Below are 22,448 nucleotides of genomic sequence, written 5' to 3'. Positions count from 1 at the left end.
GCCGGCTCGGTCATTTGCCACCTCCGCGGCCGAGCGCCTTCAGCCTGATGTAGTTGTTGACCAGCACGGCCATCAGGATGACGATGCCGAGGAAGACCTTGAACCAGTCAGTGTCGATGCCGGTGTAGAAGATGCCCATCTGCACCAGCCCGAAGATCAGCGCGCCGAACAGCACGCCATAGACGGTGCCGTAGCCGCCGGTGAGCAGCACGCCGCCGATGACGGCGGCGATGATCGCCTCGAATTCCTTGAGCAGGCCGCGCGTGGTGTCGGCGGAGCCCGCCTCCATCACCTGGATGGTGGCAAGCAGCGTCGCCGCGCAGGCGGTGTAGATGAACAGGCTGATCTTGACGCGATCGACCGGCACGCCAACGTTGCGGGCTGCGATCAGGTCGCCGCCAGTGGCGAAGATCCAGTTGCCGTATTTCGTCTGGGTCAGCACGTAGCCGGCCAGCGCCGTCAGGCCAAGCCACCAGACGATCGACATCGGAATGCCGGCGACGAACGGGATGCCGTCGCTGCGGGTGGCGATCCAGCCTTGCGCGCCCATCCAGTGGAACAGGCCGGTGAGCAGATGGCCGTTGAAAATGCCGGCCGTCGCCGGATCCGGTGCGCCTTCGAGTATGTAAGGGATCTGGGTGCGGCCCGTGACGGCGCGGGTGATGCCGATCGACAGTCCGCGCAGGATATAGAGCGTGGCGAGCGTGACGATGAAGGAGGGCAACCGCGTCTTCACCACGATCAGGCCATTGAGATAGCCGGTGAGGATGGCAACGGCGAAGGCGCAGGCGATGCCGCCCCATAGCGGCAGTCCCCAGTACTTCACCGTCAGCCCGATGACAACACCGGCGAAGCCGACCATGGAGCCGACCGAAAGATCGAACTCGCCGGCGATGATGAGGAGTGCTGCCGCGGTGGCGACGATGCCGAGCTCCGCCGACAGCGTCAGGAAGGTCATTGACCCCTGCAGCGAATAGAGGTTCGCCGCGCCCGGCAGCAGCGCAAAGATGATGATCGTCGCAAGCAGCCCACCGGCGGCACCGGCTTCCGGCCGGCGCAGCCACTGGGTCAGCTTGCCGGTGCTGGCCAACCGTTCGTCGGCGCCGGCGGCCCGCTTCGACGTCATGCCGAAGCGGTCGGTCGCCTTCAGTTCGCCCGGAGATATAGCCTTGTCTTCCACGACCGCCATTAGGCTCTCCAATCGCTCAAATCGCAATCTTCGAAGGAACGGGAGAGCGCTTGGCGCATTCTCCCGTTCCGTCGGAGCGCTGGCCTAAATTTTGATGCATGTCGTTACCGCAAAACCGCTGCACACTTTTGCGCGACATGCATTAGCGGATGCCTTCTTTGGCGAGCGCCAGGATCGCCTTGGCTTTTTCCGGCGAGTCTATGAACAGCGGTCCGGTATAGGCGTTGTTCTGCGGCCAAAAGCCGTGCGTCGCTTGCTCGACCAGATAGATCACCGGCAGATAGCCCATCAGATATTGCTGGGCGTCCATGCCGAAGCCCATTTCGCCGGCCACGACCGAATCGAGGACCTCCGGGCTGATGTCGAATGTGTAGAGCTTGAGCTTGCCGAACAGTTCCTTGTCGCGAAACATCGGGATCAGCGGGTTGGCGGCGGTGGCGCCGAGCGCAAAGACGGCCTGCGTGTCGGGATGCGCGGACAGATAGGCTTCCGTGCGGCGCTGGATGTCTGCGGGATCGGGCGCCACGGCCAGAACCTCGGTGCCGCCGCCGGAGGGCTTCAGCCCGTCATTGAGGCCCTGGCAGCGCTGGTCGAGGCTGACATTGCCGACCTCGTGGTTGATACAGACGACCTTGAGCGTGCCTTCCTTGGCCAGCCGCTCGCCGGCCTTCTTGCCGGAATCATATTCGGAAACGGTGCCGACATAGAGCGTCGTGCCGAGCTCGGCGCCTTCCTTTTCGCCGGAATCCAGAACCACCATGGGAATATCAGCGGCAAGCCCGGATTTGACCGATTTGCCGAGCGCATTGGCGTCGGCGATGGAGACGGCGATACCGTCCGGCTTGGTGGCGATAGCGGCGTCGAGAAGCCGGGCCTGCTCGACCACGTCGAAGACCTGCGGCGCGTAATATTCGACCTTGGCACCGGTAAGGGCGGCCGCGTCATCGACGCCGCGCTTGACCACCGACCAATAGGGATCGGATGCCGACCCATGCACTACGAAGGTGATGCGGACGTCCTTCGGATCCTTGAGGCCCGCGGCATGCGCGATACCCGTCATCAGGCCCGCCGAAACGAAGGCGCCCAATGCCGCTTTCAGAAGCGTTTTCATCTTATTCTCCCATTTGTCGTTGCAGTTCCAATCCCTCTGGCTCCGTTTTCCGGCCCCCACGATCGGCTCACGTTGCGGATCGGGTGGCCGCTTTGCGGGCCTTTGCCGACGCCGATCGCTGTTCGCCCGCGTTGCTGCCGCGGGTCGTTGTCGATGATCGCCCGGCCGAGAGCGTGGCGCGAAGCTCCTCGCGCAGCGGCTTCATGCCGATGATGTCGATCGGCTGGGCGGCGAGCCAGTCGCGAAAGCCCTGGTCGCGGAACAGCTCGTACTCTTCGGTGCGGATATAGGCTGAGCGCGGCTCGATCAGCTCGAGTTCACCGGGCGCGTTGCAATGCAGGCAAAAGAAGGTCAGGCCCTCGCGCACACCCTCGATGAGCGCTTTGTAAGCGGGCTCGATCGACCTGGAACGCGGCCGGCCCCAGGTTGTCTGGATCGCGGCGTCGAAAATGGCAAAGCCGCCGGCGCGGGCCAGCGCCACGCCGCGCTGGAACGCCTCCTCGGTGACGCCGACCAGATTGTCGTTGGGGGAATAGGCGGACAGCGTCTTGGTCAGCAGCACGGGCAGTTGATATTCCAGCCCGAGCTTGATGTAGATGTCGCAAAATTCCGGCGACAATGCCGCGCCCATATGCGCGTCGAGATGGGTAACGTCGATGCCGGCGCGATAGGCGGTGTCGATCTGGGCGCGAAGCTCGGCCTCGACCGCCTGCGGCACCGCCTTGCGGCGCGTGGTCGCCACATCGGGCCAGAAGAAGCCGAACTCGTCGGTCAGGCCGGCCGCCCGCGACGGCGCGGTCAAGGGCCGCCATTTGTAATGCTGCTTCTCGCTGTTCAGCGTCAGGTGGACGCCAAGGTCAAGGCTGGGGTTGGCGGCGGCGCCTTCGGCCATTTCGAGGAACCAGGGGCACGGCACCATCACCGCGCCGGAACTGCAGACACCCAGCCCGCTCAATTCGAGAAAGGCGCTGTTGGCGCCGTGGCACATGCCGACATCGTCCTCGTGGAGCACGATCCGTTTGCTGGAGCCGGCGGCGTTCACGAATGGCCGCCTTCCCGCCGGCATACCGGTTTCGAGGGTCTTCCAAAGTGTGTCCCGTATTTCATGGAACCAACTGTTTGCCCAACTGGCCGGAATGGAACGCCGAAACCCGGCTTTCCGACAGGGCCACTTTGGCGAATTCGGATGGATACGATTTGCCTGCCGGCTGAGACACTTAGCTACCGATTTCCCCAATCAGGGTTCAAAACCACTCATAGGAACCGTCTTCCGGGCGCAGATGGCTTGGTCGAATAGCGGCGGAGTGGTTCTTTCAAACTGTGCCGACAAGCCTACAGCTGTCCACACCATCGAGCGACCCACATTACCAAATGACTTGGAGGCCTGTCATGTACACCGCCGGCGAAGAGGAAATCGAAGCCATTGCCAGGGTGATCCGCTCTGGCGCGCTGTTTCGTTACGGCAAGGACAGCGAATGCGACCGCTTCGAGGCCCGCTATGCGCAGCATCTTGGCGTCGAGCATTTCGCGCTGGCCGCCAGCGGCACCTATGGGCTCGCCGCCGGCCTGATCGGCCTCGGCATCGGCCCGGGGGACGAAGTGCTGGTGCCGGCGCACACCTATATGGCGACCGCGACGGCGGTGCTTTCGGTCGGGGCCATTCCCGTCATCGTCGACATCGACGAGAGCCTGACCATCGATCCCATCGCCTTGCGGGACGCCATCGGGCCGCGCACCAGGGCGGTCATCCCGGTGCATATGTGGGGCGCGGCCTGCAACATGAATGCGATCATGGACATTGCTGCCAAGCGCGGTCTGCTGGTGCTGGAGGATGTCTGCCAAGGCATCGGCGGCGGCTATGACGGCCGCAAGCTCGGCTCGATCGGCCATGCCGGCGCCTATTCCTTCAACTATTTCAAGAATATGACCTCGGGCGAGGGCGGCGGTATCGCCACCAGCGACCCGAAAGTGGCGGAACGGGCGCGCTGCGCCATCGACCCTTGCCATTTCTACTGGCAGGGCAGAAGCGACAGCATCAAACCCTTCGCCGGCATCGGCGCGCGTGCTTCCGAACTGATGGGGGCGATGCTCAACGTCCAACTCGACCGGCTGGACGGCATCATCGAGGCGATGCGAGCCGAGAAGAAGACGGTGCTGGCCGGTACCCGCCACCTTAGCAATCTTGGGCTGACGCCGTCGCCGATGAACAGCGCAGACGACGATTGCGCCGCACAGGTTATGTACCTGCTGCCGAGCGAGCAGGCGGCGCAGACTTTTTCGAAGACCATTCCGAGCGTCGTTGCCGGCAAGACCGGCCGTCACAATTTCACCCAGTGGGACCAGGTGCTGATGCATGAAGGGGCGCATCACCCGGCGCTCAATCCTTACGCACTGCCCGAGAACCAGGGCCTGCGGCTGGATTATCCCGACGACCTCGGCAAGCGCTCGCTCGACATCCTCAACCGCACCGTGATGGTCGCCATGAACCCGGCGCACAGCGATACCGACATTCAGGACATGATCCACAACATCGACGCGGCGGCGCGGGTGGCGCTGGAGAATGCTTCGCTCGATGATATCGAATTGCGCAAGGCGGCACCGGTTGATCTGCAGAAGTTCGACAGTGTGAACTAGACCAGATCCGGCGCGGTTTGCTACCCTGCGGTCGAGTTCCTTGTCCGGTGGCCGGCCGAGGATTCCGGCCGGCATAACCGGCCGCCAAAAAATCCGCGGGCCCGTGTCGGATAGGCCGGGCTCCGCTCGTCCTAGGGGGCATCGATCACCAACACGGAGGATTAACGATATGCCCGGCACCGTACGGCTGCACCGCATTCTGACAACCAGCTCGGAGAAAGTCTACCGCGCGTTCCTTGAAGCGGATGCACTTGCGAAATGGCTTCCGCCGAACGGCTTCACCTGCACGGTTCATCACTTCGAGGCGAAAGTCGGCGGTGCGTTCAAAATGTCCTTCCGCAACTTCACCACCGGCGACAGCCACTCGTTCGGCGGCGAATATGTCGAGCTCGTGCCCAATGAGCGACTGCGTTACACCGACCGGTTCGACGACCCCAACCTGGCCGGCGAGATCGAGGTGACCGTGACATTGAAGAAAGTGTCGGTCGGCACCGAAGTGAATATCACGCAGGCAGGTATCCCAGACGCCATCCCGGTTGAGGCCTGCTATCTCGGCTGGCAGGAGTCGCTGCGAAATCTGGCGAAGCTCGTTGAACCCGAGATCAACCAGTAAGGTAAAGCGCTGCGCTGGCGGGTTGGCGTCGCTAACCGGAAACCCAGGGATGACGCCGGTCTTCCCACCCAACATGCGCCGGGGCCGGAAAGGCGGGATCGGCGAAGCAGCCGACCGCGACGGCGATCCATTCAGGCTTTCGCTCGGGCTCCCAGAAGACGCTCGAGCCGCAGCCCGGGCAGAAATGGAAAGTGACGTGGTGGCCGCTCCCAGCTGACCGCCTGTAGGTCCTGGCGTCGCCTCCGGCTTCTACCTTGTCGCGCGCAAAGAAGGCGGCGACGCCGTAGGTGCTGCCGGTCCGTTTCTGGCAGTCGAGGCAGTGGCACTGTGCGACCAGCTGTGGCTCTCCGTTACAGGAGATCCTCAGTTGCCCGCAGGCACAGGATGCGGTTCTCATGGCAATCCTCATGGTTCAGATGAATGCGTTGCCCGCCAATACCGGCGGTGGGCATGCTTCTGGTTTTCGGGGAGGTTCGGCCTTGGGAAGCGCGCTTTGCGCGAACGCCGAAAACAAGGACCGACGCCCCATATTCCTAATCACTGCGGGCGACCGACTCAACCCCGCGGTGAACGAGATGGAGAGCCTGGCTCTAGCTTCTATCCAATCTTAGGAACGCGGCGCGCAACGCCAGAACGGCGCGCAGGATCTGACGTTCGTCCATCGCCGCATAGCCGAGCAGCAGGCCGTGCTCGGGCTCAGTGGAATGATAGTTGATGGAGATGCCCTGAACGTCGAGCCCCTCCTTGAGGGCGGCGGCGACCACGTCGCTGTCCTTATAGGGCCTGACGAAGCTCGCCAGCAGCTGCATGCCGGAATCGTTTTCCGTGACGATCAGCCATTCGGCCAGATGCTCCTGGCACAGCTTGACGAAGTTCGCCTGCCGGCGCGCGTAGAGCCGGCGCATGCGCTTGAGGTGCGTGGCGAAATAGCCCTGCATGATGAAGTCGTTGACCGTTGCCTGCAGGATCAGCGGCGCGAACTGGCCGGTGATGCTCACCGCCCGGTCGAACGGAACCGACAATTCGCGCGGCACGATCAGATAACCGATGCGCAGCGCCGGAATCAGCGTCTTGCCGAAGCTGCCGATATAGACGACGCGGTCGGCATGGTCGAGCCCGCGCAGCGCCGGCACCGGCCGGCCGCGGAACCGGTATTCGCCGTCATAGTCATCCTCGACGATCCAGGCGCCGTTGCGTTCGGCGATGTCGAGCAGTTGCAGCCGCTCCTCGATGCGCATGATGGTGCCGAACGGCCATTGGCAGGATGGCGTCACATAGATTAGCCGCGGCGGCGGCAGCTCCGGATCGGCAAGATGCCAGCCGCGCCGGTCGACCTTCAACGGTGCCAGCTTGGCGCCGCTGGCGAGAAAGGCGCTTTTGGCGCCGAGATAGCCGGGCTCTTCCATCCAGACATGGTCGCCTTCGTCCATCAGCACGCGCGAGACCAGATCGAGCGCTGCCTGCGCACCGGTGACGATGATCACCTGGTCGGCGGTGCAACTGATGCCGCGCGACAGGCCGATGGTCGAGGCAATGGCCTGGCGCAGGCCGGGGTGACCGGCAAAGGAGAGATAACCAAGCAGACTATCGTCGCGGCTGCGTGCATTGCGCACCAGAAGGCTTGACCAGATGGTGAACGGAAACGATGCCGTTTCAGGCACGCCGGGATGGAAATTGATGACGCCGGCATTGCGCGGCGGTTGCGGGCCGTTGACGATGGTCTGACCGCGCCGCGACAGCTTTTGCGGCGCTGCCAGTCCGGCGCGCAGCGATGCCAAGGGGCGGTTCTGCTGGATCGGCGCCACCCAGGTGCCCGATCCGGCACGCGCCTCGATAAAACCTTCGGCAAGGAGCTGGTCATAGGCGGCGATGACCGTGTTGCGCCCGACCTTCAGATCTTCGGCCAGCGAGCGCGTCGACGGCAGCAGCGTGTTCTGCGGGATCTGGCCGTCAAGAATGAAGCGTCGCAAGGCGCCGTAGATCTGACGATGCATCGGTTCTTCCGAAGCGCGGTCGACCGACATGATGTCGAGGGAAAGGCGCATGTGGTCGGGCAAGGCACTATCCCCCGACGAACCGGGCGGCGCGGGCGATCTTTTCCTCGTTGAGCCGGCAGACGGTGTCGAGCACCAGCCGCCTGGTTTCGGGACGGATCTCGCGGCTGTTCTTCAGCGCGCGATGCACGGTGGCGGCGCCAAGTTCCGCCTTCTCGGCAATCTCGCGGATGGTGCAAAGCCGTTCCATGCCAAGCGCAGCTTCGAAAGCCATATCGCTCCTCCTCGGTTGCATCAAGGCACGGCTTCCGGCCGGCCTCAAGCTTGAAAGTCGGGGTTTGCAATCCAGAGCCGGGATTCTGCGATCCGCGCCGCGCAGGGAGCAAGGCGGCGCGGATCGCCGGGCGCTTTCGCGTCGCTAACCCCATCGCGGCGCGCGCTCATCGTGTCCCCCGGCTCGCAAATGCGGGCCGGTCAGTTTGCCTGCCGCGTCGCCACTTCGAAGCCGGCCTCGCGGGCGGTGGCGAGCAGCGAGAAATAGCCCTTGCTGGCATAGGTCAGCGGATGCGCCTTGGCCGGATCCTGCTCGGCCTCGACAACGAGCCAACCTTCATAGCCGCGCGCGGCGAGGGGCTTCAGCAATGACAGGAAATCGACCGAGCCGTCGCCGGGCACGGTAAAAATGCCGTCCATTACCGCCGCCATGAAGCTCATGTCCTCGCGGCGTGCCCGTTTCAGCATCGCCCTGCGAACATCCTTGCAATGGAAATGCACGATACGGTCGAGATGCCGTTGCAGCAGCGATTGCGGGTCGCCGCCCGAAAACAGGCAGTGGCCGGTATCGAACAAAAGGCCGACGCTTCGGCCCGTCGCCGCCATCAGCCTGTCGACTTCATCGTCCGTCTCGACGATGGTGCCCATGTGGTGGTGGAAGGCCATGCCGACCCCGAATGCGGCCATGCGGTCGGCGAGGGCGGTCAGTTTCTCGCCATAGGACGGCCAGTCCCTGTCGGCGAGGCGCGGACGCTCGGAGATCGGTGCGAAAATGCCGTCATGGCGACCGCGCGAGGTGTCGGCGTAGACGACGATCCTGGCGCCAAGGTCGCGCAACAGCTGAAGATGTGGGGTGATCGCCGCGAATTCCTCGTCGACCGTGCGGTCGAGAATGCGGCCATGATACCAGCCGGAGACGAGTTCCAGGCCATAGGAAGACAGGAGCGGCCCAAGCACTTCAGCCTGGCGCGGAAATTTGCCGCCGAGTTCGGTGCCGCGGTAGCCGGCCAGCGCCGTTTCCGACAGGCAGGTCTCCAAGGACGTATCCCCGCCAAGCGCCGGAACGTCGTCATTGCTCCAGGTGATGGGATTGATGCCGATCTTGACCGTCATGACGCCAGGCTTTTGCGGGCTTGGGAATACAAGCCGAGCCTGCAGACTGGCGACAAAGAGGCCCTGTCACTAGGTCCAGTTCAGCCGAATTTGGCAGAACCAATTAATGGAGACCGACCCTAATCTTCCTTTGGGCGGCCAAAAAGGGCGCGCAGGTCGTCTTTGGCGTCCTCCAGCACTTTCTTCTGCGCCGCCGGCAGGTTCTTGCCGGCGCGGTTGATGTAGAAATTCAGCATCGACATGGCGGATTGAAACGGCCCTGCCTTGCGTCGGTCGCTGTGCTCGGCCGATCGCTTCAAAGAGGCGGCGATCTTCTTGGGATCGTGGGATTCGAAGATGTGTTCCTCGAGGTCCAGCGCGTCGCTGTGCTCGGTGACGTCGGCGGACCATTTCCGTTGCGCGGTCATGGCAAACTCCTTCCACTAGGTCGTTGCCGGAAAACGCCTTATGGCGCACCCCTGTTCCACTTCGGCCCGAATCCCTGGAGCCACGGATTTGCCTGTCGTGGCGCTGCTCGGCGATGCGAATGCGCCGATAGTGGTCAGAACCGCCGATTCAAGAACTGCGGACAGGAAACGCTCTTGACCCCAATCGTCTCAAGCCAGGCAGGAAGTTCCGGCATCGACAGTGCCTATGCCTGGATACGGCTGGGCATCTCGATGCTGCTGGCAACGATCGGCGGGGTCGGCATGTGGGCGGTGGTCGTGGTGCTGCCTGCCGTGCAGGCAGAATTCGGCGTCGACCGCGCCGCTGCCTCGATGCCCTACACCGCGACCATGGTCGGCTTTGCCGCCGGTAATGTGCTGTTCGGCCGCGCCATCGACCGCATGGGGTATTGGATCCCGGCGCTGATTGCCGCGATTACACTTGGCGCCGGCTTCCTGCTGGCGTCGCTGACCAGTTCGATCCTGCAGTTCACCCTCGTCCAGGGCCTGTTGATCGGCGTTGGCTCGTCGGCGATCTTCGGGCCGCTGATCGCCGACATCTCGCACTGGTTCAACCGGCGCCGCGGCGTCGCGGTGACTGCTGCCGCATCAGGCAACTATCTCGCCGGAGCGATCTGGCCGACGGCGATGCCCTATGTCATGCAGGCGCAAGGCTGGCGCTTCACCTATGCCGCGATCGGCGCCGTCTGCCTAGTCACCATGGTGCCGCTGATCCTGCTGCTCCGGCGCGGCGCACCGCCCCAGGCGGCTCCGGGATCGCCGGGCAGCCGCGTGGTGCAGCCGATCTCCCTGTCGCCGGCGGCCTTGCAGGCGCTGCTCATCGTGGCCGGGCTCGGCTGCTGCGTGGCGATGTCGATGCCGCAAGTCCATATCGTCGCCTATTGCATGGATCTCGGCTACGGCGTGGCGCATGGCGCCGATATGCTGTCGATCATGCTGGCGGCGGGCGTCGTCAGCCGGCTAGGCTCGGGCTTCCTTGCCGATCGCATCGGCGGCGTGAAAACCCTGCTGATCGGCTCGGTGCTGCAATGCCTGTCGCTGTTGTTCTATATCCCGTTCGACGGGCTTGCCTCGCTCTATGTCGTCTCGCTGGTCTTCGGCCTGTCGCAGGGCGGCATCGTGCCCTGTTATGCGATCATCGTGCGCGAATATATGCCAGCCAAGGAGGCTGGCCAGCGCGTCGGCATCGTCATGATGGCGACCATCTTCGGCATGGCGATCGGCGGCTGGATGTCGGGCTGGATTTACGATCTGACCGGCTCCTATGCCGCCGCGTTCCTCAACGGCATTGCCTGGAACCTTCTGAATATTTTGGCCATGGTGCTGCTGCTGTGGAAGGCCCGGCGCAGCGCTGCTGTGGCGGCCTGAAGCACAGCGGTACGGATACAGTCTCTCCGGCCGTCGCTTGACAACAGCCGAAGGCTGCGCGACGCCAGACAAGGTGTGGCAACGGGCCAGGTTCGCAAGGCAGCAGTGGCAAAGACCCTGAACATCGTCTCACGATCGCGTCTGGGCGGTTGCCCGGCTTCGGGACCAGTACGGTGATCAAGCCGCGCTCACGCCGCGGCGGCGGCCGCCCGACCATCGCCGACGTCGCCCGCAAGGCCGGCGTCGGCGCCATTACCGTATCGCGCGCCCTGCGTGAGCCGGGGCGTGTCTCGGAAGATCTGCGCCGCCAGATCGAGTCGGCCGTGAACGAGCTCGGCTATGTGCCCGACCCGAATGCGCGGGCGCTGGCTTCGGCGCGCGCCGAGGTCTTTGGCGTTCTGGTGCCGTCGCTTACCAACAACGTCTTTGCCGAAGTGGTGCGCGGCATCTACGACAGCCTGTCGGACGGCCCTTTCCGGATTCAGCTCGGCAACACCCACTATTCCGGCCTCGAGGAAGAGCGGCTGCTGCAGGTGTTTGGCCCGCAACGCCCGGCGGCGCTGATCGTGGCCGGCATCGACCAGACGCCGGCCTCGCGAAAACTGCTGGAAACGGCAGGCTGTCCGGTGGTGCAGGTGATGGAGACCGGGCCCGATCCGGTCGACATGATGGTCGGTTTCTCACATTTCGAGGGCGGCAAGGCGGCTGCGGAACATCTGATCGAGGCAGGCTATCGCCGGATCGGCTTCATCGGTGCGCGCATGGATCCGCGTTCGCAGCGGCGCTTGGCCGGCTATCGCGCGGCGATGGAGGCGGCCGGCCTGTTCGATGCGCGGCTAACCACCACCACGCCGGTGCCCTCCAGCGTCACCCTCGGCCGCGAATTGTTCCGCGACGCGCTGGCCAAGGTGCCGAGCCTCGACGGCGTATTCTGCAACAATGACGACATAGCCCTTGGGGTGCTGTTCGAATGCCATCGCGCTTCGATCGCCGTGCCGAAGACGATCGGCATCGTCGGCTTCAACGATCTCGACATGATGGAAGTGGCGTTTCCGTCGGTCACCAGCGTTCGGACCTATCGTTACGAGATCGGCCGGCGGGCTGTCGCCATGGCGCTTGCGGCGATCGAGGGCAACAGGCCGGAGTCGCGCGTTGTCGATCTCGGCTTCGAACTCAAGCGACGTGAGAGCACGGCGCGCTGAACCGAGCTTCAACGCAATGGCGCTTTACACTACGTCATGGTAGCGCTACCAGTTACCGCCGGTTGGTACATCGCTCAGAAGATGGGAGGCTGTTTATTATACATAAGCGACAGCTCATGCTTGTTTATTATGTATAATATGATAGTTTTTGCGGGACTAGCCGGGCAACAAAGGAGGGGATCGGGTCGGCATTCGGCCACCTGAACGCACAGCGGATACGGCGGGAGGTGCCGGACCGGAAAAGCGCAATTTCATCGACGTAAGAACAAACAAAACTGCAAATGGGAGGAATATCGATGATCAAGTCACTCGTTGGCGGTATCGTTGCCGCCACTGCTTTTGTCATGCTGAGCTCGTCGGCGATCGCCGAGCCTGAAATCGTCAAGGGGCCATCGGCCGAGCCTGACTGCTTCGCGCCCTGGTCGGCCGATACGCAGTTCTTCAAGTTCCCCAAGAAAGACGGCCCGTACCGCATCGCTCTGGCCAACGGCTATATCGCCAACACGTGGCGCATCCAGATGGTGCAGACGGCAAAAGCCTATGCAGCGCAGCCGGAGGTCGCGGCCAAGCTCAAGGAATTCAAGGTGGTCTCGACCGGCGAAGACGTGCCGGCCCAGATTTCGGCAATCAATAATTTCATCGATTCCGGCTATGATGCGATCGTCGTCAACGCCCAGAACCCGACCGCATTCGGCCCTGTCATCAAGCGGGCCAAGGAAGCCGGCGTGGTGCTGGTCGCTTTCGACAACATCCTCGACACCAAGGATGCCATCAACGTCAATGTGGACCAGAAGGGCCTTGGCGAATTGTGGGGCAATTGGCTGGTCAAGCACGTGCCGAACGGCGGCAAGGTGCTGGAAGTGCGTGGCGTAGCCGGCACATCCGTCGATACCGACCGCCATAACGGCATCCACGAGGTTCTCGACGCCTCCGGCAAGAAATGGGATGTCACCGAGGTCGTCGGCAAGTGGGATGACGGCGTTGCGCAAAAGGCTACGGCCGATGCCATTGCCACCAACGGCCCCTTCGACGGCATTACCGGACAGGGCGGCGATACCGGCATCGTGCAGGCGATGATCGATGCCAAGCATCCGTTCGTGCCGTTCGGCGGCGAGACGGAGAACGGCTTCCGCAAATTCTGCGCCAAGTTCGCCGCTGATGGCCTGAAATGCTCGTCGGCCGGCACCGGCCCGGCTCAGGTGGCGGTTGCCATCAAGACGGCGATTGCAGCACTTGAAGGGCAGGTCGTGCCGCAAGCGATCAAGCTGCCGCTGGCGATCGTCGAGGATCCGAACTTCAAGGAAGGCCAGGACTACTTCCCCGACCAGTCCGACAATTTCTTCGTCGGCAATTCCTTCCCGACCTGCGGCATCAATTTCACGGCGCAGGAAATCATGGGCCAGAGCAAGGAAAACCAGTAAACTCCGAGAGCCCGGCGCCGCCGGGGCTCCCCCGGCCCCGGCACTCGACATCCTGATTGCCAAGCGCCTGGGGAGGGCCGATGGACGGTGCGGTTCCGCTCTTCCGCATGGAAGGCATATCCAAGCGCTATGGCGGCGTGCGCGCGCTGGAGAAGGCCGAACTGTCGGTCACTCCAGGCAGCATCCACGCCATCCTCGGCGAGAACGGCGCCGGCAAATCGACGCTGATCAAGGTCATGGCGGGGGTCGTCGCGCCCGACGAGGGCCGCATGATGCTGGACGGGAACGAAGTGAGCTTCGCTTCGCCGGCCGCTGCCAACCAGGCCGGCATCGTCTGCATCTTCCAGGAACTGTCGCTCGTCCCCGAACTCAGCGTTGCCGACAACATCGTCATTTCCGATCCGCCGAAGCGTTTCGGCATGATCGACCGCAAGGCGCAGCGCCGCATCGCCGAAGAAGCCCTGGCTCGCGCCGGCGCTTCCGATATCCATCCGCTGGCGCTGGTCAAGGATCTTCCTCTTTCACGAAGGCAGATGGTCGAGATCGCCAAGGCACTGGCGCGCAAGCCACGCATCCTGATCCTCGACGAGGCGACCTCGGCGCTGACCGCGGCCGACGTCGCCAGGGTTTTCGCCGTGTTGAAGCGGCTGCGTTCGGAAGGGCTGGCGCTGCTCTACATCTCGCACCGCATGAACGAGATCGCCGAGCTGGCCGACCAGTGCACGGTGTTCCGCAATGGCCGCAATGTCGCCAGCTACGCGGCCGGCACCAAGAGCGACAACGAGGTCGTCGAACTGATGATCGGGCGCGAATACAGCCACATCTTTCCGCCCAAACCCGCGCGGGCGGCTGCCGCAGCCACGCCGGTTCTAGAGGCGCGCAACCTGTCCTGGACGGATCGGCTGCACGATGTCTCGCTATCGGTCGGGGCGGGCGAGGTGGTCGGGCTCGGCGGCCTCGACGGCCAGGGCCAGCGCGAATTGCTGCTCGCCTTCTTCGGTGTGCTGCGTGGCCTGTCGGGCCAGATCCTGATCGACGGCAGGCCGGTGGCGATCGCCAGTCCGGCCGCGGCGCGTGACGACCGGATCGGCATGGCGCTGATCCCGGAGGATCGCAAGACGGAAGGGTTGATGCTGCCGATGACGGTGCGCGAAAACCTCTCCTTCGCCGCCCTCGACCGGCTGTCCAGGGCCGGCATCATCGATCGCGCCGCCGAGCAGCGGCTGATCGACGACATGGTCGGTCTCCTGGCGATCAAGACGGCCGGCCTCGATATTCCGGTCGGCGCGCTATCCGGCGGCAACCAGCAGAAGGTCGTCATCGCCAAATGGCTGATGCGGCAGCCGCGCATCATCCTGCTCAACGACCCGACGCGCGGCATCGATGTCGGCACCAAGCAGGAGCTGTACCAGTTGATGCGCAAGCTTGCCGACCAGGGTGCGGCGATCCTGTTCTATTCGACCGACTATGACGAGCTGATCGGCTGCTGCGACCGAGTGCTGGTGCTCTATGACGGCGCGGTCAAGCGCGAACTGGTCGGCGCCGAAATCACCGAGAGGGCGCTGATTGCCAGCGCGCTCAACATTCACGAAGAGATGCCAAGGCAAGGAGCGGACGCGTGAAGGATTGGCGCTATTGGCTCGCCGAACAGCGCGGAACGCTGCTGGCGTTCGGCATCTTCGTTGTCATGTTCATCATTTACACCTCGAACCATCCGGCGGGCTTCACCGCCAATGTTGTGCAGACGGCGTCGAACAAGGGCGTGCTGCTCGCCTTCGTTGCGATGGCGCAGACGCTGGTGGTGATCACCGCCGGCATCGACCTCTCCGTCGGCATGATCTTCACCCTGACCAATTGCCTGGCCTCGTGGCTAGTCGTCGGCACCGGCCTCGAGACCGCCTTCGGCGTCATCGCCGTGCTCGGCACCGGGCTGCTGTGCGGGGCAATCAACGGCGCCATTGTCATCTATGGACGCCTGCAGCCGATCGTCGCCACCATTGCCACCGGTGCGGTCTATTTCGGCATCGCCCTGCTGCTTCGGCCGTTTCCGGGCGGCTCGGTCAATGAAGGGCTCGCCGATGCGCTGACCGGGCGCCTGTTTGGTATTGTGCCGGCGAGCCTGGTGACGCTGCTGGCGGTCGTGCTCGTTGTCTGGGTGCCGTTCAGCCGGTCGGTGCTCGGCCGCGCCGCTTATGCGGCCGGCTCCTCGGAGATGGCGGCCTACATGTCCGGCGTGCCGATCCGGCGTGGAAAGTTCGCCGCCTATACGCTTGCCGGGCTGCTGGCCGCGATCGGCGGGCTGTTCCTGACGTTCTTCACCTATACCGGCGATGCGGCCTATGCCAGCGGCAATGCCTATACGCTGTTTTCGATCGCTGCGGTCGTGCTTGGCGGCGTGTCGCTGTTCGGCGGCAAGGGCAGCGCCATCGGCGCGATCTTCGGCGCTCTTGCCTTCCGCACCATCGGCGACCTGCTGTTCGTCTTCGATTTCGATCCGCTCTGGCAGCCCCTGTTCCAGGGCGTCATCCTGCTGATCGCGGTCAGCCTCGGCGCCTTCGCCCTGTTTCGGGTCCGCAACCGGCTGGAGTGGTTCCTGTGAGCGAAACGACTGTGAGCGGTCTCGCCGGCCGCATGCCGAAATTCCTCCGCCGCGCCGACCCTGCGGTGCTGACGGCGTTCGCCTGTATCGTGCTGCTGCTGTTCCTCGGCAGCCTCTATTCGCGCAGCTTCCTGTCGCCTGAATACCTTTTGCAGCAGCTCAAAGTGGCGTCGTTTCTCGGCGTCATCGCCACCGGCATGATGCTGGTCATCCTGCTCGGCCAGATCGACCTGTCGGTACCCTGGTCGGTGGCGGCCGGCGCGATGATGGCCTGCGCCGCGGCCGCTTATGGGCCGGTCGGTGTGGCGCTTGCCATTCCGTTCGGCATCTTCTGCGGTGTTCTGATCGGCGTCGTCAACGGCATCGGCGTCGCCTATCTGCGCATTCCCTCGATGATCATCACGCTTGCCACCAACGCCGTCGCGCAGGGGCTGATGGTGGTCTACACGGGCGGTTTCTCGCCGCAGGATTCGGCGACCGGTGCGATGCGCTATCTGGCGACCGGCTTTGCCGTTCCTGGCGTGCCTAACGCCGTTCTCATCTGGGCACTGATCGGCGCCGCAATGGTGTTCGTGCTGACCCGCACCGGCTTCGGCCGCACCGTCTACGGCATCGGCAACCGCGAGCGTGCCGCCTATCTTTCCGGCATCGACACAAGGCGCGTGGTGATGATCGCCTTTGCGGTTTCGGGCGGGCTCTCCGCCTTCGGCGGCGTGCTTTTGGCCGGCTATGCCTCCAAGGCGGCACAGTCGATGGGCGACGCCTATCTTCTGCCGTCGATAGCAGCGGTGGTGCTCGGCGGCACCTCGATCCTCGGTGGGCGCGGTTCCTATCTCGGCACCGTCGCCGGCGTGATCCTGATCACGCTTTTGCAATCCATTCTTTCCGTCATGCAGATGCCGGAGGCGGGACGGCAGATCATCTACGGCGTCGTCATCGTCGCCATGCTGCTGCTCTATGGCCGCGCGCCGGCAAGCCGCTGACCTGCATGAGCGGGAAAGACGTGGCATATAGACCGGCGAGCACTGTTCGAACGTTGCCTGCCATCGTGGTGATGGGCGTCGCTGGCTGCGGCAAGTCGGTCATCGGCGAAGCGCTTGCAGCGGCATTGGGCGCGCTCTTTATCGAAGGCGACAGGCTGCATCCGCCCGAAAACGTCGCGCGCATGGCGAGCGGGCAGCCGCTTACCGACGCGCTGCGCGAGGGCTGGCTCGACGCGATCGGCCAGCGTATGGCAGCGTCGGTCGCAAGCGGGCGAGGTGTGGTCGCCGCCTGCTCGGCGCTGAAGCGCAGTTATCGTGATCGCCTGCGCGGCTTTTGCGCGGATATCATTTTCGTTTACCTTGAGATCGACCCGGCAACGGCGAAACAGCGCGTAGGCAGTCGCAAGGGTCATTTCATGCCGGCAAGCCTGGTCGACAGCCAGTTCGCCACGCTCGAGCCGCCAGCGGCGGACGAGGCGGCAATGACCTTGGATGGCACGCGTTCGGTCGCCGACACCGTCGCGACCGCCTTGAGCCTGCTCGCGCGCTAGATCTGCGACGTCAGCTCGACCGGGAAATCGTCATTGTCGGCGTCGCGCATGGCGGCGAGGCTGCGGTTGTCGAGCACCTCGGCGATCGCCTGACGCACCTCCAGCATCATATGCCGGACCTGGCAGGTCGCCTCGTCGCAATCCTCGCAACGCTGGTATTGCGTGCGGCTGGCGCAGGGGATCGGCGCCAGCGGCCCGTCGAGGACGCGCACGACATGGCCGATCTTGATCTCGGAAGCCGGCCGGGCGAGACGGTAACCGCCTTCCTTGCCCTTGCGGCTCTGGACGAAGCCGGCGTTGCGCAACTCGCCCAGGATGGCATCGAGGAATTTCTTCGGGATATTGTTGGCGACCGCGATGTCATTGACGAATGCGAGCTGGCCGACCGGCAGGCCCGACAGATGCACGAGGGCCTTGAGGCCGTATTTGCCTTTTTTGGTAAGCATGCCCGAACCAACCCATAAAGCCCCAACCACCCGCATCTGGCGGCTGTTTGTGTGCAAATAATGACGGTTTGGCCGTGCGATGCCGTTCGCGCAGACAGGCCGCCCGACGACATATTGCGCGCAAACGCGTTGATTCTTCGTAACGTTTTGGCGGGCGGGCGGTCCCGAAGGTGCGGAAGCTGCAATTTCGGCGGGCAAAATGGAGGAAAAGCCGGCAAGGGCCAGCTTTCAACGAGTTGGCGACCTCAGCGGCTGCCGTAGGTCTGGTCGAGCAGGCCGCCCGCTGCAAAATGCTCGGCCTGGACCTTGGCCCAGCCGCCGAAGACCTCCTCCACCGTCAGCAGCCGGACGTCGGGAAACTCAGCCTTGTATTTGGCGGCGACCGCCGGGTCGCGGGCCCGCAGGCCGTTGCGGGCGGCGATGTCCTGGCCCTCCGGCGTATAGAGGAAGTCGAGATAAGTCTTGGCAAGATCGCGCGTGCCATGCTCGTCTGCGACCGTATCGACGATCGCCACCGGAAATTCCGCCAACAGGCTGACCGAAGGCGTCACCTGCTCGAATTTGTCCTCGCCATACTCCTTGCGGACGCCGCGCGTTTCAGACTCGAAGGTGATCAGCACATCGCCGATTTCGCGCTGCACGAAAGTGGTGGTCGCGGCGCGTCCGCCGGTGTCGAAGATCGGCACGTTGTCAAACAGCTTCGTCACAAACTCCTTCACCTTGGCATCGTCGCCCTTGAAGGCTTCCTTGGCGTAGGCGGTGGCCGCGAGATAGGTGTAGCGCGCATTGCCCGATGTTTTCGGATTGGGGAAAATCACCTGGACGTCGTCACGCACGAGGTCGTTCCAATCCTTGATGTGCTTCGGATTGCCGGCGCGCACCAGGAAGGAGGGCAGCGAATAGAAAGGCGAGGCGTTGTCGGGAAAGTCCTTCTGCCAGTCGGCGGAGATGAGGCCCTTCTTGACCAGGAAATCGATGTCGATGACCTGGTTGAACGTGACCACGTCGGCGCCGAGGCCTTCGGCGATGGCGCGCGCCTGTGCCGAGGTTCCGGCATGCGACTGATCGATGGTGACGCCGGGGTGGCCGGCGACGAACGCCTTGTTGACCTGCGCAAACAGTTCGCGACCGACATCGTAAGAGGCGTTCAGCAATCTGTCGGCCGACCAGGCTTGGGAGGATGCGAGGACCAGGCCGGCCAATGTGGCGACGCCAAGCAAAAATCGCTTCATGAAAATAGGGCTCCAATGCGGTACGCTTATTGCCGGACCATAGCGGCAAGGCCTCGTGCGCGACGAGGCACGCAGAGCGGCCCCTCGACGTTATCGCGAGAAAAAGTAGTCCCGCTGTGGGCGATTTCTAGTTTTTTCTTTCAAGCAGAGTCTCAGGACAGCTTGGCAGCGGTGCCGATGTCGTCGGCGTGTACGATGGTTCCCGGCCGGCCAACGCTGTGCAATGCGATTGCATCGCCGCGTTGTCTGGCATATACAAATAGTATATACAAGGAGCTGTTGTCATGCCTCAACACCGCCATTCAACAACCCCGCCGAAAGAGGCAAAGCTGTTTCGTAACAATCGCAGCCAGGCGGTGCGCATTCCTGTCGAGTTCGAACTTCCCGGCGAAAAGGTCTTGATCAGCCGTGACGGCGACCGCCTGATCATCGAGCCGGTCCGCAGGCCTGGCCTCACCGCACTGCTCGCGCAATGGGCGAAAGAGCCACCGCCCGGTGTCGAGGAAGACTTTCCCGATATCGAGGATATGCCTGTCAAATCCGAGGAATTTTTTTGATGCGGTTCATGCTGGACACGAACATTGTCAGCGACATGATCCGAAATCCGGCCGGGAAAGCCGCAAGCGCTGTCCTGCGCGTGGGAGACGCCGCCGTGTGTACCAGCATCGTGGTCGTGTCGGAACTGCGATGTGGCTGCATCAAGAACAGATCGGCCAAATTGCACAAGAAGGTCGAGGAATTGCTGGCTGAGATTCCCGTCTTGCCGCTCGATGTGCCAGTGGATGCCGAGTACGGCGCGATTCGCGCAGAACTGGAAGGCGGGGGCCAGACCATCGGCCAAAACGACCTTTTTATTGCTGCTCACGCCCGTGCGCTGGGAACTACCCTGGTGACGGCCAACATCGGGGAGTTCAACCGGATCAAAGGCCTGAAGGTCGAGAACTGGCTGGTGTAGCGCCTGATAGAGGATCAAGCAGCCGGAAAAAGCTTCCAGCGCCGCGGCCTAAAAGCCACGCGACTTTTCTGCGCCGCAGGATGGTCGACGGGCAATTCGATCTCGACCCGCTGACGTTCGCCGCCAATTTCGAGCTCGACCCTTCGGGTGCCGGCGACGCGGCGGCTGGCGGCGACCGTGCCGGCGATGCAGCCGTTGCATTCTTCCACCAGATCGACGTCGTGTGGGCGGAAGAACAGCGTCGCTTCGCCTTGCGGTGCGTGCGGCGCGGAAAGCCCGATCGGCCGGTCGGCGATCCAGACCTGGCCGTCCTCGACCTTGACGGGAATCGAGCTCGATTCGCCGATGAAGCCGTAGACGAAGGGCGAGTTCGGCGTGTCGTAGATCTCGTCGGCGGTGCCGACCTGCTCGATGCGGCCCTGGCTCATCACCACGACGCGGTCGGCAAGCTCCAGCGCCTCTTCCTGGTCATGGGTGACGAAGACCGTCGTGTGGCCGGTGGCGTCGTGGATGTCGCGCAGCCAGCGGCGCAGTTCGCGGCGCACCTGGGCATCGAGCGCGCCGAACGGCTCATCGAGCAAAAGCACCGCCGGTTCGATCGCCATGGCGCGGGCCAACGCCACGCGCTGGCGCTGGCCGCCCGAAAGCTGCGCCGGATAGCGTTTTTCCAGACCGGAGAGCTGAACGAGGTTGAGGAGTTCCGAGGCGCGGCGGCGGATTTCCTTTGCCGACGGGCGCGTCGGCCCGTGCCGGACCTTGAGTCCGAAGCCGATATTGTCGGCGACCGTCATATGGCGAAACAGCGCGTAGTGCTGGAAGACGAAGCCGACATTGCGCTCCTGGATCGACTTTTGCGAGGCATCCTCTTCGCCGAAGAAGATCTTTCCGCGGGTCGGCCGCTCCAATCCGGCAATCAGCCTGAGCAGCGTCGTCTTGCCGGAACCGGACGGTCCCAGCAGAGCGATCAGTTCTCCCGACTTGATGTCGAGCGAAACGTCGCGGAGGGCCGGAAACCGCTCAAACTCCTTGCGCACGTTGGCAACGCGAACTTCCATGCAAATCCCTTTTGTAGTTGATGCATGTCGTTATCCAAAACCGGTTCCCACTTTTGGGCGACATGCATTTTGTCAGTGTCCGCGCGTCGCGGCGATCTCGGCGCCGTAGCGCAACTCGAGAAGTGTTTTCAAGACCAGCGTGACGAGCGCCAGGCCGGCAAGCAGCGAAGCGACGGCAAAGGCGGCGGCGGCATTGTACTCGTTATAAAGGATTTCGACATGCAGCGGCATGGTGTTGGTCAATCCGCGTATGTGGCCGGACACCACCGAGACCGCGCCGAACTCGCCCATGGCGCGGGCATTGCACAGCAGCACGCCGTAGAGCAATCCCCATTTGACGTTGGGCAACGTCACGTACCAGAACGCCTGCCAGCCATTGGCCCCGAGCGACAGGGCAGCCTCCTCGTCGCCATTGCCCTGTTCCTGCATCAGCGGGATCAATTCTCGGGCGACGAAGGGGAAGGTGACGAAGATCGTGGCCAGCACGATGCCCGGCACCGCAAACAGGATGACGATGCCATGCGCCTTGAGCCAGGCGCCGAGCAGGCCTTGCGCGCCGAACAAGAGCACGTAGACAAGCCCCGAAATGACCGGCGAGACGGAAAAGGGCAGGTCGATCAGCGTGGTCAGGAACGCCTTGCCCTTGAACTCGAACTTGGCGATGGCCCAGGCGGCGGAAATGCCGAAGACAATGTTGAGCGGCACCGAGATCGCCGCCACCAAAAGCGTCAGGCGGATCGCCGAGCGCGTATCCGGTTCGCCTAGCGCCTGTGTGTAGGCCTCGATGCCCTTGGCGAAAGCTTCCTTGAAGACGATGATCAGCGGCAAAAGCAGGAAGATGGCAAGGAACGCAAACGTTACGGCCATCAGCACGGTTCTCGCCGTGCGGCTTTCGGTCACCGCCGGCGACTGGCTTTCATGGTGCGGCGCGTAGGATTTGATCTCCGGGTCAGCCATAGCGCTTGCGGCTCCAGGTCTGCACCAGGTTGATGACCAGCAGCATGACGAAGGACAGCGCCAGCATGATCGCCGCGATCGCGGTCGCCGCCGCATAATTATATTCCTCCAGCCGGATGACGATCAGAAGCGGTGCGATTTCGGATTTATAGGGCAGATTGCCGGCGATGAAGATGACGGAACCGTACTCGCCGACGCCGCGCGCGAAGGCCAGCGCGAAACCGGTGACGATGGCCGGCGCCAGTCCGGGAAGCAGAACGCGGCTGATGATCTGGAAGCGATTGGCGCCGAGCGTGGCGGCCACTT

24 protein-coding genes are annotated in these 22,448 nt (G+C 63.5%); 11 read left to right on the top strand and 13 right to left on the bottom strand.

Annotated elements, in window-relative coordinates; all coding sequences use genetic code 11:
- Window positions 1–10: 10 nt before the first annotated feature.
- The 3 genes from NKJ13_RS29155 to NKJ13_RS29145 form a co-directional block, all read right to left on the bottom strand.
- Window positions 11–1,126, bottom strand: coding sequence for an ABC transporter permease (locus tag NKJ13_RS29155; RefSeq protein WP_352491125.1), 1,116 nt, complete (start codon window positions 1,124–1,126; stop codon window positions 11–13).
- A 205-nt stretch (window positions 1,127–1,331) separates the two neighbouring features.
- Window positions 1,332–2,300, bottom strand: a complete 969-nt coding sequence (locus NKJ13_RS29150; RefSeq protein ID WP_352740693.1) for a rhizopine catabolism ABC transporter substrate-binding protein — start codon at window positions 2,298–2,300, stop codon at window positions 1,332–1,334.
- Between the two features lie 67 nt (window positions 2,301–2,367).
- On the bottom strand, window positions 2,368–3,342 hold the full coding sequence (locus NKJ13_RS29145; protein WP_352740691.1) for a polysaccharide deacetylase family protein: 975 nt from the start codon (window positions 3,340–3,342) through the stop codon (window positions 2,368–2,370).
- A gap of 347 nt (window positions 3,343–3,689) precedes the next feature.
- Between NKJ13_RS29145 and NKJ13_RS29140 the strand changes: the two genes are divergently transcribed.
- Window positions 3,690–4,934: a DegT/DnrJ/EryC1/StrS family aminotransferase gene (locus NKJ13_RS29140; RefSeq protein WP_352740689.1), complete on the top strand. Its 1,245-nt coding sequence runs from the start codon at window positions 3,690–3,692 to the stop codon at window positions 4,932–4,934.
- 169 nt (window positions 4,935–5,103) lie between these two features.
- Window positions 5,104–5,547, top strand: coding sequence for an SRPBCC family protein (locus NKJ13_RS29135; protein WP_352740688.1), 444 nt, complete (start codon window positions 5,104–5,106; stop codon window positions 5,545–5,547).
- Window positions 5,548–5,578: 31 nt separating this feature from the next.
- On the opposite strand, the gene NKJ13_RS29130 is transcribed toward NKJ13_RS29135, so the two are convergent.
- From NKJ13_RS29130 to NKJ13_RS29110, 5 genes are all read right to left on the bottom strand, one after another.
- Window positions 5,579–5,944 carry a GFA family protein gene (locus tag NKJ13_RS29130; protein ID WP_352740686.1) on the bottom strand — a complete coding sequence of 122 codons (366 nt, stop codon included), beginning with the start codon at window positions 5,942–5,944 and terminating at the stop codon, window positions 5,579–5,581.
- A gap of 193 nt (window positions 5,945–6,137) precedes the next feature.
- A complete protein-coding gene (gene mocR / locus NKJ13_RS29125) occupies window positions 6,138–7,604 on the bottom strand; it encodes a rhizopine catabolism transcriptional regulator MocR (protein ID WP_352740684.1) in 1,467 nt (488 codons plus the stop codon).
- 4 nt (window positions 7,605–7,608) lie between these two features.
- Window positions 7,609–7,815, bottom strand: a complete 207-nt coding sequence (locus tag NKJ13_RS29120) for a LacI family DNA-binding transcriptional regulator (protein ID WP_352453276.1) — start codon at window positions 7,813–7,815, stop codon at window positions 7,609–7,611.
- Window positions 7,816–8,015: 200 nt separating this feature from the next.
- Window positions 8,016–8,927, bottom strand: coding sequence for a myo-inosose-2 dehydratase (iolE, locus tag NKJ13_RS29115; protein WP_352779182.1), 912 nt, complete (start codon window positions 8,925–8,927; stop codon window positions 8,016–8,018).
- Window positions 8,928–9,046: 119 nt separating this feature from the next.
- Window positions 9,047–9,334, bottom strand: a complete 288-nt coding sequence (locus tag NKJ13_RS29110) for a DUF3175 domain-containing protein (protein WP_352740680.1) — start codon at window positions 9,332–9,334, stop codon at window positions 9,047–9,049.
- A 174-nt stretch (window positions 9,335–9,508) separates the two neighbouring features.
- Between NKJ13_RS29110 and NKJ13_RS29105 the strand changes: the two genes are divergently transcribed.
- The 7 genes from NKJ13_RS29105 (at window position 9,509) to NKJ13_RS29075 (ending at window position 17,497) form a co-directional block, all read left to right on the top strand.
- A complete protein-coding gene (locus tag NKJ13_RS29105; protein WP_352491068.1) occupies window positions 9,509–10,741 on the top strand; it encodes an MFS transporter in 1,233 nt (410 codons plus the stop codon).
- Between the two features lie 173 nt (window positions 10,742–10,914).
- The gene (gene gntR, locus NKJ13_RS29100; protein WP_254819076.1) at window positions 10,915–11,943 is read left to right on the top strand and encodes an HTH-type transcriptional regulator GntR; all 1,029 of its coding nucleotides are present in this window, start codon (window positions 10,915–10,917) and stop codon (window positions 11,941–11,943) included.
- Between the two features lie 296 nt (window positions 11,944–12,239).
- Complete coding sequence (locus NKJ13_RS29095) at window positions 12,240–13,364, top strand: sugar ABC transporter substrate-binding protein (RefSeq protein ID WP_352740678.1); 1,125 nt, start codon at window positions 12,240–12,242, stop codon at window positions 13,362–13,364.
- 80 nt (window positions 13,365–13,444) lie between these two features.
- Window positions 13,445–14,986: a sugar ABC transporter ATP-binding protein gene (locus NKJ13_RS29090; RefSeq protein WP_352779179.1), complete on the top strand. Its 1,542-nt coding sequence runs from the start codon at window positions 13,445–13,447 to the stop codon at window positions 14,984–14,986.
- The gene (locus tag NKJ13_RS29085) at window positions 14,983–15,963 is read left to right on the top strand and encodes an ABC transporter permease (RefSeq protein ID WP_352475436.1); all 981 of its coding nucleotides are present in this window, start codon (window positions 14,983–14,985) and stop codon (window positions 15,961–15,963) included. Before NKJ13_RS29090 ends, NKJ13_RS29085 begins: the two co-directional genes overlap by 4 nt.
- On the top strand, window positions 15,960–16,946 hold the full coding sequence (locus NKJ13_RS29080; RefSeq protein WP_254819072.1) for an ABC transporter permease: 987 nt from the start codon (window positions 15,960–15,962) through the stop codon (window positions 16,944–16,946). Before NKJ13_RS29085 ends, NKJ13_RS29080 begins: the two co-directional genes overlap by 4 nt.
- Window positions 16,947–17,017: 71 nt before the next feature.
- Window positions 17,018–17,497: a gluconokinase gene (locus NKJ13_RS29075; protein ID WP_352741106.1), complete on the top strand. Its 480-nt coding sequence runs from the start codon at window positions 17,018–17,020 to the stop codon at window positions 17,495–17,497.
- Here the strand turns inward: NKJ13_RS29075 and NKJ13_RS29070 are convergent.
- Together NKJ13_RS29070 and NKJ13_RS29065 are read right to left on the bottom strand one after the other, a co-directional pair.
- Window positions 17,494–17,943: an RrF2 family transcriptional regulator gene (locus tag NKJ13_RS29070; protein WP_006202816.1), complete on the bottom strand. Its 450-nt coding sequence runs from the start codon at window positions 17,941–17,943 to the stop codon at window positions 17,494–17,496. The two genes, NKJ13_RS29075 and NKJ13_RS29070, sit on opposite strands and share 4 nt — an antisense overlap.
- A 245-nt stretch (window positions 17,944–18,188) precedes the next feature.
- Window positions 18,189–19,175 carry a sulfate ABC transporter substrate-binding protein gene (locus NKJ13_RS29065; protein ID WP_254819070.1) on the bottom strand — a complete coding sequence of 329 codons (987 nt, stop codon included), beginning with the start codon at window positions 19,173–19,175 and terminating at the stop codon, window positions 18,189–18,191.
- A gap of 284 nt (window positions 19,176–19,459) precedes the next feature.
- Here NKJ13_RS29065 and NKJ13_RS29060 point away from each other — a divergent pair, with 284 nt between their 5' ends.
- Window positions 19,460–19,732: an antitoxin gene (locus tag NKJ13_RS29060; protein ID WP_352741102.1), complete on the top strand. Its 273-nt coding sequence runs from the start codon at window positions 19,460–19,462 to the stop codon at window positions 19,730–19,732.
- Window positions 19,732–20,130: a type II toxin-antitoxin system VapC family toxin gene (locus NKJ13_RS29055; protein ID WP_352741100.1), complete on the top strand. Its 399-nt coding sequence runs from the start codon at window positions 19,732–19,734 to the stop codon at window positions 20,128–20,130. The genes NKJ13_RS29060 and NKJ13_RS29055 overlap by 1 nt, the downstream gene beginning before the upstream one ends.
- Before the next feature lie 14 nt (window positions 20,131–20,144).
- Here NKJ13_RS29055 and NKJ13_RS29050 read toward each other — a convergent pair whose 3' ends face one another.
- From NKJ13_RS29050 to NKJ13_RS29040, 3 genes are all read right to left on the bottom strand, one after another.
- Entirely contained in the window at window positions 20,145–21,185 is a 1,041-nt protein-coding gene (locus NKJ13_RS29050) for a sulfate/molybdate ABC transporter ATP-binding protein (RefSeq protein ID WP_352741098.1), read from the bottom strand.
- A 72-nt stretch (window positions 21,186–21,257) separates the two neighbouring features.
- Window positions 21,258–22,142 carry a sulfate ABC transporter permease subunit CysW gene (gene cysW, locus NKJ13_RS29045; protein ID WP_352741096.1) on the bottom strand — a complete coding sequence of 295 codons (885 nt, stop codon included), beginning with the start codon at window positions 22,140–22,142 and terminating at the stop codon, window positions 21,258–21,260.
- Window positions 22,135–22,448: ABC transporter permease subunit (locus tag NKJ13_RS29040; RefSeq protein WP_352779176.1), on the bottom strand; the 314-nt coding region annotated here is incomplete at its 5' end. The genes NKJ13_RS29040 and cysW, both read right to left, overlap by 8 nt.

This window comes from Mesorhizobium sp. M0174, from assembly GCF_040322275.1.
In the GTDB taxonomy this organism is placed as follows: Bacteria; Pseudomonadota; Alphaproteobacteria; order Rhizobiales; family Rhizobiaceae; genus Mesorhizobium.
Note: the sequence above shows the minus strand (reverse complement) of the source record. Positions and strands in the feature narration are given on the sequence as shown.

Coding starts and splice junctions, on each gene's coding strand:
- NKJ13_RS29135 (WP_352740688.1), top strand. CDS start 5,104: ATGCCCGGCACCGTACGGCTGCACCGCATTCTGACAACCAGCTCGGAG.
- NKJ13_RS29060 (WP_352741102.1), top strand. CDS start 19,460: ATGCCTCAACACCGCCATTCAACAACCCCGCCGAAAGAGGCAAAGCTG.
- NKJ13_RS29055 (WP_352741100.1), top strand. CDS start 19,732: ATGCGGTTCATGCTGGACACGAACATTGTCAGCGACATGATCCGAAAT.
- NKJ13_RS29110 (WP_352740680.1), bottom strand. CDS start 9,334: ATGACCGCGCAACGGAAATGGTCCGCCGACGTCACCGAGCACAGCGAC.
- NKJ13_RS29155 (WP_352491125.1), bottom strand. CDS start 1,126: ATGACGTCGAAGCGGGCCGCCGGCGCCGACGAACGGTTGGCCAGCACC.
- NKJ13_RS29090 (WP_352779179.1), top strand. CDS start 13,445: ATGGACGGTGCGGTTCCGCTCTTCCGCATGGAAGGCATATCCAAGCGC.
- NKJ13_RS29065 (WP_254819070.1), bottom strand. CDS start 19,175: ATGAAGCGATTTTTGCTTGGCGTCGCCACATTGGCCGGCCTGGTCCTC.
- NKJ13_RS29075 (WP_352741106.1), top strand. CDS start 17,018: ATGGGCGTCGCTGGCTGCGGCAAGTCGGTCATCGGCGAAGCGCTTGCA.
- NKJ13_RS29150 (WP_352740693.1), bottom strand. CDS start 2,300: ATGAAAACGCTTCTGAAAGCGGCATTGGGCGCCTTCGTTTCGGCGGGC.
- NKJ13_RS29140 (WP_352740689.1), top strand. CDS start 3,690: ATGTACACCGCCGGCGAAGAGGAAATCGAAGCCATTGCCAGGGTGATC.
- cysW (WP_352741096.1), bottom strand. CDS start 22,142: ATGGCTGACCCGGAGATCAAATCCTACGCGCCGCACCATGAAAGCCAG.
- NKJ13_RS29130 (WP_352740686.1), bottom strand. CDS start 5,944: ATGAGAACCGCATCCTGTGCCTGCGGGCAACTGAGGATCTCCTGTAAC.
- NKJ13_RS29095 (WP_352740678.1), top strand. CDS start 12,240: ATGATCAAGTCACTCGTTGGCGGTATCGTTGCCGCCACTGCTTTTGTC.
- NKJ13_RS29070 (WP_006202816.1), bottom strand. CDS start 17,943: ATGCTTACCAAAAAAGGCAAATACGGCCTCAAGGCCCTCGTGCATCTG.
- NKJ13_RS29050 (WP_352741098.1), bottom strand. CDS start 21,185: ATGGAAGTTCGCGTTGCCAACGTGCGCAAGGAGTTTGAGCGGTTTCCG.
- NKJ13_RS29120 (WP_352453276.1), bottom strand. CDS start 7,815: ATGGCTTTCGAAGCTGCGCTTGGCATGGAACGGCTTTGCACCATCCGC.
- iolE (WP_352779182.1), bottom strand. CDS start 8,927: ATGACGGTCAAGATCGGCATCAATCCCATCACCTGGAGCAATGACGAC.